At 58.1% G+C, this 14,223-nt stretch carries 12 protein-coding genes, 1 tRNA gene and 1 pseudogene; 8 read left to right on the top strand and 6 right to left on the bottom strand.

Features of this window, described 5'->3' with window-relative positions:
* Positions 1 to 114 precede the first annotated feature (114 nt).
* On the bottom strand, positions 115 to 909 hold the full coding sequence (locus CFter6_RS10025) for a GntR family transcriptional regulator (RefSeq protein WP_061539804.1): 795 nt from the start codon (positions 907 to 909) through the stop codon (positions 115 to 117).
* A gap of 401 nt (positions 910 to 1,310) precedes the next feature.
* Here CFter6_RS10025 and CFter6_RS10020 point away from each other — a divergent pair, with 401 nt between their 5' ends.
* The 5 genes from CFter6_RS10020 (at position 1,311) to CFter6_RS10000 (ending at position 8,543) form a co-directional block, all read left to right on the top strand.
* Positions 1,311 to 2,300 carry a malate dehydrogenase gene (locus tag CFter6_RS10020; RefSeq protein ID WP_014005729.1) on the top strand — a complete coding sequence of 330 codons (990 nt, stop codon included), beginning with the start codon at positions 1,311 to 1,313 and terminating at the stop codon, positions 2,298 to 2,300.
* A 107-nt stretch (positions 2,301 to 2,407) separates the two neighbouring features.
* Positions 2,408 to 3,379, top strand: coding sequence for an HpcH/HpaI aldolase/citrate lyase family protein (locus tag CFter6_RS10015; RefSeq protein ID WP_061539803.1), 972 nt, complete (start codon positions 2,408 to 2,410; stop codon positions 3,377 to 3,379).
* A 60-nt stretch (positions 3,380 to 3,439) separates the two neighbouring features.
* Positions 3,440 to 3,925 carry a hypothetical protein gene (locus CFter6_RS10010; RefSeq protein WP_061542295.1) on the top strand — a complete coding sequence of 162 codons (486 nt, stop codon included), beginning with the start codon at positions 3,440 to 3,442 and terminating at the stop codon, positions 3,923 to 3,925.
* A 38-nt stretch (positions 3,926 to 3,963) separates the two neighbouring features.
* The gene (gene acnA / locus CFter6_RS10005; protein WP_061539802.1) at positions 3,964 to 6,675 is read left to right on the top strand and encodes an aconitate hydratase AcnA; all 2,712 of its coding nucleotides are present in this window, start codon (positions 3,964 to 3,966) and stop codon (positions 6,673 to 6,675) included.
* Positions 6,676 to 7,289: 614 nt separating this feature from the next.
* Positions 7,290 to 8,543 carry a DUF2863 family protein gene (locus tag CFter6_RS10000; protein WP_061539801.1) on the top strand — a complete coding sequence of 418 codons (1,254 nt, stop codon included), beginning with the start codon at positions 7,290 to 7,292 and terminating at the stop codon, positions 8,541 to 8,543.
* Between the two features lie 43 nt (positions 8,544 to 8,586).
* On the opposite strand, the gene CFter6_RS09995 is transcribed toward CFter6_RS10000, so the two are convergent.
* Positions 8,587 to 9,492 (bottom strand): LysR family transcriptional regulator, encoded by a 906-nt coding sequence (locus CFter6_RS09995; RefSeq protein ID WP_061539800.1) that lies wholly within the window; start codon positions 9,490 to 9,492, stop codon positions 8,587 to 8,589.
* A gap of 135 nt (positions 9,493 to 9,627) precedes the next feature.
* Between CFter6_RS09995 and CFter6_RS09990 the strand changes: the two genes are divergently transcribed.
* Positions 9,628 to 10,500: a pirin family protein gene (locus CFter6_RS09990; RefSeq protein WP_061539799.1), complete on the top strand. Its 873-nt coding sequence runs from the start codon at positions 9,628 to 9,630 to the stop codon at positions 10,498 to 10,500.
* Between the two features lie 75 nt (positions 10,501 to 10,575).
* Here CFter6_RS09990 and CFter6_RS09985 read toward each other — a convergent pair whose 3' ends face one another.
* Positions 10,576 to 11,697 carry a M14 family metallopeptidase gene (locus CFter6_RS09985; protein WP_061539798.1) on the bottom strand — a complete coding sequence of 374 codons (1,122 nt, stop codon included), beginning with the start codon at positions 11,695 to 11,697 and terminating at the stop codon, positions 10,576 to 10,578.
* A 170-nt stretch (positions 11,698 to 11,867) separates the two neighbouring features.
* Here CFter6_RS09985 and CFter6_RS09980 point away from each other — a divergent pair.
* Positions 11,868 to 11,944 (top strand) — tRNA-Pro (locus tag CFter6_RS09980).
* Positions 11,945 to 12,184: 240 nt separating this feature from the next.
* On the opposite strand, the gene CFter6_RS09975 is transcribed toward CFter6_RS09980, so the two are convergent.
* Positions 12,185 to 12,595 (bottom strand): hypothetical protein, encoded by a 411-nt coding sequence (locus CFter6_RS09975; RefSeq protein WP_050808525.1) that lies wholly within the window; start codon positions 12,593 to 12,595, stop codon positions 12,185 to 12,187.
* 275 nt (positions 12,596 to 12,870) lie between these two features.
* Between CFter6_RS09975 and CFter6_RS25020 the strand changes: the two are divergent.
* Positions 12,871 to 13,239, top strand: a pseudogene (locus CFter6_RS25020) (helix-turn-helix domain-containing protein); the annotation flags it as partial.
* A 36-nt stretch (positions 13,240 to 13,275) separates the two neighbouring features.
* Here the strand turns inward: CFter6_RS25020 and CFter6_RS25975 are convergent.
* A complete protein-coding gene (locus CFter6_RS25975; RefSeq protein WP_167351321.1) occupies positions 13,276 to 13,662 on the bottom strand; it encodes a hypothetical protein in 387 nt (128 codons plus the stop codon).
* A gap of 3 nt (positions 13,663 to 13,665) precedes the next feature.
* Positions 13,666 to 14,181, bottom strand: coding sequence for a CdiA C-terminal domain-containing protein (locus CFter6_RS25570; protein WP_150118694.1), 516 nt, complete (start codon positions 14,179 to 14,181; stop codon positions 13,666 to 13,668).
* Positions 14,182 to 14,223: the final 42 nt, after the last annotated feature.

Raw genomic sequence — 14,223 nt, 5'->3', positions numbered from 1 at the left:
ATTATTCAATATTGCAAATAATCACCGGCGATCACCAGCGCTCACCCTGGTGCTTTGCCATTTTGCCACCAGTCGTCGGTATCGACAGGGAGCCGGCGCGTCAATCTACTCAGCTCAGTTCAGCTCGTTCTGGTAGTGATGACGATTGGTCACATACAAGCCGCGCCGCACTTCCACCGGCTTGTCGCCGTAGGTGAAAGAGACGCGCTCCACGCACAACAAAGGCGACGATTTCTCCACCGCCAGCAACTGCGCCGCATCGGCATCGGCGCTGGCGGCGCGGATCTGTTCGGTGGCACGGATCATGCGCGTGCCGAATTCGGTTTCAAACAGGCCGTACATCGGCCCCTTGTATTCCACCAGCCGCTCCAGCGTCAGTGCCTTGAACAGCGCGCCGGGCAGCCACAGCTCTTCGAGTATCGTCGGCACGCCGTCGAACGCCATGACGCGCTTGACATATACCACCGAGTCACCCGATTTCATGCCCAGCAGGCGCGCGATTTCCGCCGGCGCGCGCAGGCGCTTGAGCTCGATCACTTTTTTATCGGTAACTTGCGGCTGGTCGCTGTCCGGCATCAGGCGCAGGAAACGGAACTGCGAACGCGCTTCGTGATGGGTGGCGACAAACGTGCCCTTGCCCTGGCGCCGCACCAGCAGGTTTTCCGCGGCCAGCTCATCGATCGCCTTGCGCACCGTGCCCTGGCTCACCTTGAAACGGTTGCCGAGCTCGACTTCGCTAGGGATCAGTTCGCCCGGCTTCCATTCGCCGGATTGCAGGCGCTGCATGATCAGCGCCTTGATTTGCTGGTAGAGGGGACTGAAGGTCGGCGACGATGCCGAGGGAGATGCAGGAACAGCAGCGCTCTGGCTGGCGGGGTCACTGCTCACATTGGACGGGATGGAACTCATAAGCTCAGATTTCACCATAAAACACCCATTGTCGTCCAGCAAAAAATGCGCAATGATATGTCTTATATAAGACATAAGATATTGATTGACATACCATGTTGCCAAGCCTAAACTCGCGGGCATAAGCACTAATTGACGACTGGCGCCGCGCTCAGATCGTGTTTCATGCAAGAGATGCAAGCCGTGAATTCCGGCTCCCTGCTCAAAGCGAAACAAACTGACGCACGCGGCTTTCGCCGGTATCATTGGAGGTTGCGTAGCTAAGTCACAGCTTCCATTTACAAGGATTTTTGTTATTTAACCGTTCTGTTTAAACGGTTGGGGACAGAGTAATTCGCCACGCTGCGGTGGCTCTTAAACTCTGTCCCGCAAATATTTTTAACTCTCTCTGGAGATTCAACATGGCTAAGTCCCCTCTGCGCGTTGCCGTTACCGGCGCCGCTGGTCAAATCGGTTATTCCCTCCTGTTCCGCATCGCCAACGGCGACCTGCTCGGCAAAGATCAACCGGTCATTTTGCAACTGCTGGAAATCCCTGACGAAAAAGCACAAAAAGCGCTTAAGGGCGTGATCATGGAAGTCGACGATTGCGCCTTCCCGCTGCTGGCCGGCATCACTGCCCACAGCGATCCGCTGACCGCATTCAAGGATGTCGACGTCGCCCTGCTGGTCGGCGCCCGTCCGCGCGGCCCAGGCATGGAGCGCAAGGACCTGCTGGAAGCCAATGCCCAGATCTTCACGGTGCAAGGCAAGGCGCTGGATGCCGTCGCTTCGCGCAATGTCAAGGTGCTGGTGGTCGGCAATCCAGCCAACACCAATGCTTACATCGCCATGAAATCGGCGCCTAACCTGCCGGCCAAGAACTTCACCGCGATGCTGCGCCTGGACCACAACCGCGCCCTGTCGCAAGTCGCGGCCAAGATCGGCAAGCCGGTCGCCAGCATCGAAAAACTGTTCGTCTGGGGCAACCACTCGCCTACCATGTACGCCGACTATCGCTACGCGACAGCCGACGGCGCATCGGTCAAGGACCTGATCAACGACCAGGTCTGGAACAAGGACGTGTTCCTGCCGACCGTCGGCAAGCGCGGCGCGGCGATCATCGAAGCGCGCGGCCTGTCGTCGGCTGCTTCGGCCGCCAACGCTGCCATCGACCACGTGCGCGACTGGGTGCTCGGCACCAACGGCAAGTGGACCACCATGGGCGTGCCATCGGACGGTTCTTACGGCATTCCTGAAGGCACCATGTTCGGTTTCCCTGTCACCACTGAAAACGGCGAATACAAAATCGTCCAGGGCCTGGAAATCGACGCCTTCTCGCAAGAGCGCATCAACATCACGCTGAAAGAACTGCAAGAAGAGCGTGACGGCGTGAAACACCTGGTCGGCTAATCCCCTCAGGCACGTACACCCGCAGCACCTGCATGGCAACACAGCCATTGCCATGCAGCGCTTGAATACAGAATTTTTTTACCGCCACACCCAACAAAAAAGTCGCAATGCATCCTACCCAGGTCTTATTCCTAGGCAAGCAGCAGCCGGTCTCGCTACCGGTCTGCGATCATTACGCCGGCGCTGAAAAGCTCATGCGTAAGTCGGTCGCGCTGCAGCAGGAGCTGGGTCCGGTATTCGACATCACGCTCGACTGCGAAGACGGCGCCAGCGCCGGCAACGAAGCAGCGCATGCACAACTGGTGGCAGCCGTCATCGGCGGCGCCGACAACCGCTTTGAGCGCATAGGCGCGCGCGTGCACGATAGCGGCAGCGCCTTTTTCGAACAAGACGTAGAAATCATCTGCAAAGGCGCGGCGCGGCGGCTGGCTTACCTGATGCTGCCCAAGGCCGAGAGCCTGGCCGAAGTCAGCGCCGCCATCGCACTGATAGAACACCACAGCAGCCAGGCCGGACGGCAGGCGCTGCCGGTCCATGTATTGATAGAAACGCATGGTGCGCTGGCCGACGTCTTCGCCATCGCCGCCCTGCCCCAGGTGCAGTCGCTGTCGTTCGGCATCATGGATTTTGTTTCGGCGCACTTCGGCGCCATTCCCAGCGCAGCGATGCGTTCGCCGGCGCAGTTCAGCCATCCGCTGGTCACCCGCGCCAAGCTGGAAATCGCCGCGGCCTGCCATGCACACGGCAAAGTGCCGTCGCATAACGTCACCACCGACATCAAGGACAGCGCCAGCGCCGCTGCCGATGCCGGCCGCGCCGCCGGCGAATTCGGCTATACCCGCATGTGGAGCATCCATCCGCAGCAGATCAGGCCGATCTTGAACGCATTCACCCCGCCGCAGTCCGAGATAGCCGCTGCGGCACAGATCCTGCTTGCAGCCCGGCAGGCGGACTGGGGACCGATACAACACGAGGGCACGCTGCATGACCGCGCCAGTTACCGTTACTACTGGAGTGTCCTGCAGCGTGCAAAAAACAACGGTGTCGCACTACCTGAAGGCGCAGCAACTTTGTTATAACCGCGCCCGCCCTTACAAGAAAAGCGGGATGCACACGACATATATTATGGAGCAATGGAAATGAGAAAGAGTCTGTCTATTTTAGTTTTGCTGTGCGCCGGCCTGGCAGTTGCAGCACCGCAGGTGCAAGCCCAGACCAGCGCCAAGAAAACCGTCAAGAAAGCAGCCAAGAAGCCAGCTGCAAAAGCAGCGCCGGCAGAAGTCGACGACGGCGAGGATGAAGGCACGCCGGACGTCAAGACTTCGGTTTCCATCGATTACAAGTGCGAGCTCGGCAACAAGCTGACCATTTTCACCAACGCCGAAGACGACAAGCACATCGCACTGCGCTGGGGCAAAGCCCTGCACCGCCTGACCCGCGTGCCGACCACCACCGGCGCCAACCGTTTTGAAAACCGCAAATACGGCCTGCTCTGGATCGGCATCCCGGCCAAGGGCATTTTGCTCGATTCGAAAAAAGGCCTGCAACTGGCCAACGAATGCAAATCGGCGGAGCAAGAATTGCTGCCGGCCGAGGCGCCTGCCGATCCAGCTCATAGCTTGTAATCAAATTGAAAAACCAGCTGAAAACCCCAGGAGAAATCATGTCCCGCAACACGTTGAACACACTCAAGGAATTCAAGATTTCCGACTCCAAGAAAGGCAAGTTCTATTCCTTGCCTGCGCTGGAGAAAAAACTTGGCGTCAACATCTCGCGCCTGCCGGTGTCGATCCGTATCGTGCTGGAATCCGTACTGCGTAACTGCGACGGCAAGAAAGTCACCGAAGAACACGTCAAGCAGCTGGCCAGCTGGGGCGCTACTGCGGCCCGCACCGACGAAATCCCGTTCGTGGTGGCGCGCGTAGTGCTGCAAGACTTCACCGGCGTGCCGCTGCTGGCCGACCTGGCCGCGATGCGCAACGTCGCCGCTTCGCTCGGCAAGAACGCCAAGAACATCGAACCGCTGGTGCCGGTCGACCTGGTGGTCGACCACTCGGTGCAGATCGACCACTTCCGTGAAAAGAAGGCGCTCGACCTCAACATGAAACTGGAATTCCAGCGCAATAACGAGCGCTACCAGTTCATGAAATGGGGCATGCAGGCATTCGACACATTCGGCGTCGTGCCTCCCGGCTTCGGCATCGTCCACCAGGTCAACCTGGAATACCTGGCGCGTGGCGTCCACAAGAAGGATTCGGTGTATTACCCGGACACCCTGGTCGGCACTGATTCGCACACCACCATGATCAACGGCATCGGCGTAGTCGGCTGGGGCGTGGGCGGCATCGAGGCGGAAGCCGGCATGCTGGGCCAGCCGGTCTACTTCCTGACACCGGACGTAGTCGGCGTTAACCTCACCGGCCAGCTGCGCGAAGGCGTCACCGCCACCGACCTGGTGCTGACCATCACCGAACTGCTGCGCAAAGCCAAGGTAGTCGGCAAGTTTGTCGAATTCTTCGGCGCAGGCACTGCCTCGCTGAGCCTGACCGACCGCGCCACCATCGCCAACATGGCGCCTGAATACGGCGCCACCATGGGCTTCTTCCCGGTTGACGATGCGACCATCGAATACTTCGAAGGCACTGGCCGCAGCAAGGCGGAAATCGACGCGTTTGCAGGCTACTTCAAGGCGCAGAACCTGTATGGCATTCCAAAGGCCGGCGACATCGACTACACCACCGTGGTCGAACTCGACCTGGCTACTGTTGCGCCATCGCTGGCGGGTCCAAAGCGTCCGCAAGACCGTATCGAAATCGGCAACGTCAAAGCCAACTTCGCGGAACTGTTCAGCAAGCCTATCGCAGAAAACGGCTTCAACAAGAAAGTGGAAGACCTGGATGCGACCTACACCAACGCCGACGGCGTCAAGCTGCAAAACGGCGATGTGCTGATTGCTGCCATCACTTCCTGCACCAACACTTCCAACCCAAGCGTCATGCTGGCGGCTGGTTTGCTGGCCAAGAAAGCGGTTGAAGCCGGCCTCAAGGTACCTGCCCACATCAAGACGTCGCTGGCCCCTGGCTCGCGCGTCGTCACCGAGTACCTGGAAGCGGCCGGCCTGCTGCCGTACCTGGAAAAACTCGGCTTCGGCGTCACTGCCTACGGCTGCACCACCTGCATCGGCAACGCCGGCGACCTGACGCCAGCCATGAACGAAGCCATCGTCAAGAACGATGTGGTGGCGTCGGCCGTGTTGTCGGGCAACCGCAATTTCGAAGCACGTATCCATCCGAACATCCGCTCCAACTTCCTGGCCTCGCCGCCGCTGGTGGTCGCTTACGCGATCGCCGGCAACATGACGCGCGACCTGATGACCGAACCGGTCGGCAAGGGCAAGGGCGGCAAGGACATCTACCTGGGCGATATCTGGCCGACCTCGCAGGAAGTCGCCAAGCTGATGAAGTTCGCGATGAATGCCAAGACTTTCAAGGCCAACTACGCTGACGTCAAGGGCGCACCGGGCAAGCTGTGGGAAGCCATCAAGGGCGTCGCCGGCGGCGAAGTCTACAACTGGCCGAAATCGACCTACATCGCCGAACCGCCGTTCTTCCAGGACTTCACCATGGTGCCGAAGGCAGCTGCCACCGGCATCACCGGCGCCCGCGCGCTGGGCGTGTTCGGCGATTCGATCACCACCGACCACATCTCGCCAGCCGGTTCCATCAAGGAATCCAGCCCGGCCGGCAAGTGGCTGGTCGCCAACGGCGTGCTGAAAGCCGACTTCAACTCCTACGGCTCGCGCCGCGGCAACCACGAAATCATGATGCGCGGCACCTTCGCCAATGTCCGCATCAAGAACCTGATGATCCCGCCGACACCGGACGGTTCGCGGATTGAGGGCGGCATCACGCTGTTCCAGCCGAGCGGCGAAGAAACCTCGATCTACGACGCCGCCATGCAATACGTCAAGGACGGCGTGCCGACCATGGTGTTTGCCGGTGAAGAGTACGGCACAGGTTCGTCGCGCGACTGGGCGGCCAAAGGCACCCAGCTGCTGGGCGTGAAGGCTGTGTTTGCGCGTTCGTTCGAGCGTATCCACCGCTCCAACCTGGTCGGCATGGGCGTGCTGCCTTTGCAATTCCTTGGCACCGACAGCGTCCAGACCCTGGGCATCACCGGCAACGAGACTTTCGACCTGAAAGGCATCGACGGCGAAATCAAGCCGCAGCAAGACGCTACCCTGGTGATCCATCGCGCCAACGGCGAAACCAAGGAAGTCAAGGTCCTGCTGCGTATCGATACGCCGATCGAAGTCGACTACTACAAACACGGCGGCATCCTGCCGTTCGTGCTGCGCCAGTTGCTGGCAGCATAACAATTGCCCGGTCCGCTGCCTTTTACGGGCGGTGGACGGGCAATCGGGTCTACCCAAGAACGCCGGCCAACCCGGCGTTTTTTCATTTCCAGGCCAGACACCAGCTTATCTACGGTAGTTATTCCACATACCGTTGGGGCCTGTTATCACTTAATTTGGGAGTGCGAACGCGCGGCAGGCGTTGCAGGCCTAGGCGCGACGACGCGACGTAGCGGTGCTACGGCAAGGAGGAGTAACGACGGCATGCGACGCCTGCAGCCGTTCCCGGAGGGTTCAAGCCAAAACGTGTGCTGGCCGCGTTGCATGGCTTGCAGGGGCGACCTGCCCCTGCTACGCCACGCGCCTTGCCACCGCACGTTTTGGCTTGAACGCATCTCCCAAATTAAGTGATAACAGGCCCCAAATCCACTACAATAGAAGCTTGCAGTCTTCCTGCCTCTGAGTCCCATAAAAACTCACAGCAAGCGGTCGTAGGCCAGAAGGCAGCGCAGAACAGCGGAGCATATCCACAAGGATATGTGAGCATCTCGGTTGCCGCTCCTCGGATGCAAGCATCCGCTACGGTCGCGCAGTAAGACATTGACTATGTGTTGTCAGCCCTTACTCTATCCACTATGCGCCGTCCGTCAAAAAAACCTTCCCGCAAATCATCCGCCGACAGCCATCGCCTGGCCGAGCTGGCACAGGCATTGATACAAGCCTCCAGCCGTCTTGAGGAGCGCGCATGGGAACGCGAGATCGAAGCCTTGCTCAACAAGCATTTCAAGGCACGCCACCAGGAGCCTATCGACGGCGCACTGGAGCAGCTGTTCCCGGTCGAGCCGGACGCCTACGACGCCCTGATGGACGTAGTCGAAGCCTGCAGCGAATCGAGCACCATCGACTACCAGGGCCAGCAATACGACTGTCTGCTGGTAGGCATCCCGCTGCTGGCATGGACCCGTTTTTCGATCGGCTCGGGACCGATCCCGAGCGACGTCATGCTGACCCTCGGCGCCCATCTGCACGCCCACATCCTGGCGCCGGAAGTCATGACCGCCATGGTGCCGTCGCTGTATGCGATCGACCAGCTGCCGCGCAGCCACAGCGAAACCTACGCCCTGCTGCAGCAGCTGTCGCACGCGGCGCTGACCGCGGCGCCGGTGCGCAGCCCGGCCGACCAGCCGCAGACCGCGCCGTTCCTGGCCGATACCCGCTACCTGCTGGCGGCCCTGGTGGCGCCCAGCGGCATGCCGCTGTTCCGCTGGCAGCTGACGCACGGCCAGCCTGGCCACATCGCCGCCGACAAGGAGCAGGCGCTGGAGCAATGGCGTAACCAGGTCACGCCCAACATGACGCGCCTGCTGCCAGGCTGCGGCATCCAGCTGCTGCTGCCGGAAGCGTATTTCGCCGCCTGCCGCGAGGCTGACCTGCAGATCCGCCCGGCTTCCCTGCGCGCCGCCAGCTACTACCTGTCGCACACGCTGGACATCGCCTCGAAAGACCTGCACGCCAGCATCGGCCGTTTCAGCGAACAGCCGGAAAGCGGCCGCGTCGACGAATACCGCATCGGCTTTTCGCTGGGTCAGACCAACGAGGTGATCTACGGCGTGGTATGGCCGCTGTACGGCCCGGAAGAAGCCAACGAAGAAATCGTCAGCCGCGCCGGCGACAGCGAAGCCGCCACAGCCGAGCCGGAAACCCCGCTGGAACAGATCCTGAGCCTGCTGCGCGAATGCGGCATCGACGATATCCAGCGCCACGCCGAATTGTTTGCCATGGAATTTTGCGACGATTGCGGCACCCCGCTCTACCCGGACCGCGAAGGCGACCTGGTGCATCCGGAAATGCCTGACGATACGCCTGCCGGCTCGGCGCATTTCCACTGAAGCAGCTGTACGAGGAACTACCGGGCCGGCAGAGATTGCCGGCTCAGTCCTCTTCCAGAGCCTGGAAACGCTGCACCAGGTAATCGATCAAAGTCCGCACCAAAGGCAGCAAACCGCGCCGCGATGGGAATACCACGTGGATGATTTCATGCCGTGGCCGCCAGTCGTTCAAGACATGCACCAGCGTGCCCTGCGCTACATGCTCGCGGATCATCATGGTCGGCAGCTGCACGATGCCGACGCCGGCCACCGCCGCCCGCAGCAAGGCCATCATGTCGCCGGTGACAAACCGCGGCGTGTGATGGATCGCCGCCTTGGCGCCGTCCGGCCCGAACAGGTTCCACACATGGTTTTGCTGCGCCGTGCCCAGGCCCAGGCTCGGCCAGTCGCTCAGATCCGCCGGCGACGTCGGCAACGCCCGCCCTTTCAGCAATAGCGAGCTGGCGACCAGGCACTGGCTGCGGTCTGCCAATACGCGCAGCACCAGGTCGCTGTCCGGGATCGGCGGCGGCCGCACCCTGATCGCGATATCCACCGCCTCCGCCACCACATCGACCCGGCGGTTGGTCGCCTCCAGCAAGACCGTCACGCGCGGATTGGCCGCCATGAAATCGGCCAGCATCACGTCCACATGCGCATGCAGCAAAGCCACCGGGCAAGTAAGCCGCACGGTGCCACGCGGCTCGCCGCGGGTCAGCTCGATGGCGTCCTGCGCAGCGTCCGCCTCGACCAGCATCGCCTTGCAGTGCTCGTAATAGGACTGCCCCACTTCGGTCACCGAAAACTGCCGCGTGGTGCGCTGGACCAGCCGCACGCCCAGACGCTCCTCCAGCAGCTGTAGGCGCCGGCTCAGCTTGGACTTCGGCATGCCCAGGGCGCGTCCCGCCGGCGCAAAGCCGCCATGGTCGACCACTTGGACGTAGTAGTAGAGATCGTTCAAATCCTGCATGACAAGCCTTGCATAAAAGATTTCATCGTTCACCAAATAGGACACTGATGGCCAATTTTACAGACTACCGCTCGTATTATCCTTGGATTAATCTATTACCTGCACCAACAATGCAACCCATACAAGGAGTCAGTCATGAAAAAAGTCCTCGGCGTCTACAGCGCACCTCGCCAACATTGGGTCGGCGACGGTTTTCCTGCACGCTCGATGTTTTCGTACACCAGCCACGGCAAGCAGCTGAGCCCGTTCCTGCTGCTCGATTACGCCGGTCCGGCTGAGTTCAGCCCCACTACCCGCCCGCGCGGCGTCGGTTCGCATCCGCATCGCGGTTTCGAAACCGTCACCATCGTCTACAAGGGCGAAGTGGAGCACCGCGACTCGACCGGCCACGGCGGCGTGATCGGTCCCGGCGACGTGCAATGGATGACCGCAGGCAGCGGCATCCTGCACCAGGAGTTTCACTCGGAAGCCTTCAGCCGTTCCGGCGGCACGCTGGAAATGGTGCAGCTGTGGGTGAACCTGCCGGCCAAGGACAAGATGACGGCGCCTGGCTATCAAGCCATCGTCGATCGCGACATCCCGGCCGTGGCCCTGCCTGACGGCGCCGGCAGCGTGCGCGTGATCGCCGGCGAGTTCGACGGCCATGCCGGTCCGGCCCATACTTTCACGCCGATGAACGTGTGGGACATGCGCCTCAACCAGGGCGCCAGCACCAAGCTGTCGCTGCCCACCGGCTGGCATTCGGCGCTGGTGGTGCTGCGCGGAACCGTGCTGGTCAACGGCGAAACCGTGGCGCGTGAAGCGCAAATGGTGTTGCTCGACAACGATGGCAACAGCGTCGATATCGAGGCCAACAACGACGCCGTGGTGCTGGTGCTGAGCGGCGAGCCGATCGATGAAGCGATCGTCGGCCATGGTCCGTTCGTCATGAACAGCCAGGAAGAAATCGCGCAGGCGATCGCCGACTTCAACAGCGGCCGCTTTGCACGGATCGCCGAACCGGCATAACCGCCGTTGCAGCATGAAAAAAGCCGGGCATGTCTGACATGCCCGGCTTTTTATAATGTAACTCGAGATTGCGGGTTATTCGAATGCCCGCAAGATCGGCTGCAGCACCACTTCGCCCAGGCGCGCACTGCGTGCGCCGTCCCAACCGACCTGCGCATCCGGCAGGATGGCGTTATCCTTGAACGGCAATTCCAGCGTCAGCGACACGCACTTGAAAGTGTGGCCGATATATTTGGATGCCAGGGTCAGCACGTCGCTGCTGTACTTGCTCGCGGCGTAGCCGTATTCAGTCTGGAAATCCGGGCTGGCGCGCAGGAAATCGTCGATGAATTTCTGCTGCTCGACGCCCTGCTGCGGACTGAAATCCTCCAGCATCTCCGAGCCCGCCACAAACACATACGGCAACGCCTCGTCGCCATGCACGTCCAGGAACAGGTCGCAGCCGGTTTCGTGGATCTTGTTCTTGACCGCGAACACTTCAGGGCTGCGCTCCAGCGTCGGCGTCATCCACTCGCGGTTCAGGTTAGCGCCGGCGGCATTGGTGCGCAGGTTGCCGCGCACCGAGCCATCCGGATTCATGTTCGGCACGATGTAGAACACCGCGTGCTGCAATACCTTGGTCGCCAGCGGATTGGCGCTGTCCAGCAAAGCGTCGACCATGCCTTCGACAAACCATTCCGCCATGGTTTCGCCCGGATGCTGGCGCGCGATGACCCATACCTTCTTGGCAGCGTCAGGATCGCCGATCACCAGCACGTTCATGTCGCGGCCGTCGACCGTGCTACCGATATCCAGCACACGCGCCAGCGGCGACTGCTCGGCCTGCCCCAGCAGCGCCAGGTGACGCTCCCAGGAGTACGGCTCAAAGTAGGCGTAGTAGACGCTGTCGTAATCCGGCGTATGGCTGATGGTCATGACCTGGCCGTCAAAGCTGGTCGGCACGCGGAACCAGTTCTCACGGTCGTAGCTGGCCACCGCCTGGTAATTTTCCCAGCCCTTAGGGTAGGTGGTGGCGCCGGCATTCAGGAAACGGATGGTGCAGTCTTCATCGCGCGCGCCCTGCAGGCGGAAATAGAACCATTGGGTGAAATCCGCGTGAGAATCTTTGCGAATGTTCAATTCGATTTGCTGAGGACTGTTCGCGCGCACTACTTCAATGGCGGCGGCGTCAAACTGCTGGCTGATTTTTATCGGCATAGGATTTTTTGGTGGAGATTGCCGCCCGGACGAACGCAGCGCCTGCCAAAAACCCTGGGGCCGGCAAGGGGCCACGCGATCCGCCCGGCAATCGGTGGGAAAATTTTATGAAATTTCTCTGTTTTCAGTGAATAACAAAGCAACTAGCCCTGATATAATATCAGGCTTGTCGGGGCGTAGCGCAGCCTGGTAGCGTACATGCATGGGGTGCATGGGGTCGGAGGTTCGAATCCTCTCGCCCCGACCAATTGAATCAATGACTTAGGCCAATCTTCTGATTGGCCTTTTTCATTTTGTGCTTCTTGCTTCGCATGGAGGACTTTAAGATCGCGCTCGGATAGATCCATATTTTTTTGGGCACATCAGCTAAAGCGGAATTTCGAGAACTTCGGGGTCAGGTCTTGCAACGAGAACTTCGGGGTCAGGAACTTCGGGATCAAGTCTTGCAATGACACATTGTCGAAGCTCGATTCCAAGAAAATCGAACTTAGATTTTTAGCGCGTTATGTGTCATTGCAAGACTTGATCCCGAGCTTCCTGATTCCCTCCAAGCAACCAGGTAATTTCTTGATCTTTCCCCGAGCTGCTCGTCAATCCTCTCCCAAAGGAAAGCTTCACTAGAAGCCCGTGAAAAAAGTGCCTCCAAAAGACCTGTCGCCATAAACGCTTTGAGAGCATCATCGCTTGTCTTCATGCCATTCTCGACCACATTGAATATATCAAGTCGTTCAACCGTAGAAAATTCGTCAAAGTGCTCGACAATTTTCTTTCCCAAGCTCGCGAACAGGAGCGTAACAGGAATATTATTTCCCCAATCTTCAATTACCTCGTCTCTAGCCAACCGAAGCAAATCAATCTTCGTCAACCGAACAATAAAATCTTGCCATATGTCCATCATTTTCCCTTTAGTGCATTCTGGGATCTCTCAGCACGTTTTGTGCAGCAGCACGATCATAGAATGACGCGTTGCGATTTAAGTGTAACCATTTTGCAGTGCAATAGAATAATTCTCTGCCTTCTGAGTAACTTCGGGGTCAGGTCTTGAACTTCGGGTCAGGTCTTGCAACTGTTGATTTGCATCTAAAACTGACCCACTTAGCTGGATAATTTGCATCGAAAATTGACCCACGTATAGACCACAATCCTACTCAATATCGTTAGTAGGAGATTGGAGTGATCGACGTGGCATTATTAGGCATTATTCGACGCTGGCACCTTCGTGACCAGGTCTCCTTGAGGGAGATCGCCAGGCGCCTAGGCATCTCCAGAAACACCGTCAGGCGTTACTTACGCTCTGAAATCATAGAACCGGCTTATAGAAATCGACGCACTCCCAGTGCTCTTGATCAGTACGCCTTCAAACTTTCATCCTGGCTTAAAACCGAAGCGACCAAATCTCGAAAGCAGCGACGCAGCTTAAAACAGATCCATGCTGATCTATGTTCACTAGGTTTTGAAGGATCGTACGACCGAGTTGCTGCCTTTGCACGGCAGTGGCGACTGGATCAGTTAGATAGGGTCAGTTCCGCAAGCAAAGGAACATCCATGACCGCTAACCACATGCAACTAACCCCAAGGCTATTCAACGAACCTCAATCCTTCTTGATTACGAATCGCACGTATACCTTCATATTGAAATGCGACTACAAAAAAAGCCTCTTTCAATGCAGCCAATTTTTCAACGAACTCGTGCAACTCTGATTCACATTTATCATAATTTGCAATGACATACCTAAATGTCATTCTTGACCCAATAACCCACGGTTCATTCTCCATTCCTTCGGTTAAAACATCTGTATTTTTCAAATTATCTCGAAAAAAAACAGACATATTTGACTCCGGAAAATTGGCAACAAAATTATCGCTTTTTTCTGTAACCTCTGTTACACCGCAAGCTTTCAATATAGCCTTTATGTCGTCGCGATTAAGGCGGCTATCTGCTTCCAACGTTATTTCTATAGACATTTTTTAGAATTTCACCAAAGTAGTTATACCATTTTTAATAAAATATACACTGTTCAACCCCGGAACTGGGGTTGTCAGCAACTGTTGAATTATCTGTGACGATGTCAAAATTGAATCATTGAGATTTATCACGATATTTGGTGCTTGCTGCTGCACTTTATAGGCAAGCGTATCGGCAATAGTTTGGACATTTTTTGATGTCGGTGCATAAACATCCGCTAAGCTTCCGTTTATTTTAAGGTCCGGATTACCCCCAGGCGTACCTGTTTCAGGAAGTTGTTCAACCTTCAATCCATAATTGGCAAGAGTCTGGGCTGATTCATTCTGTCTTGCAAAAGACCTAACCATATCAGAACTAGCATTCTGTGGTGGCACCGCAAGGTCGCCCGTTAAGGTTCCCTTCCCGAGAGGTAATGGCTGCTCTAACAATGAAGCTATTCTATTTGCAGCAGTACTCGCCTGACCCAACTCAGCCAATGTCCCCATTGCACGAACGGCAGATCCGGCGACTCCTAACACGGCTGATCCTATATTAAGATCTCGCTCCGCTTGTTTCTGAAC

The sequence above is a fragment of the Collimonas fungivorans genome (assembly GCF_001584145.1).
Taxonomy (GTDB): domain Bacteria; phylum Pseudomonadota; class Gammaproteobacteria; order Burkholderiales; family Burkholderiaceae_D; genus Collimonas; species Collimonas fungivorans.
Note: the sequence above shows the minus strand (reverse complement) of the source record. Positions and strands in the feature narration are given on the sequence as shown.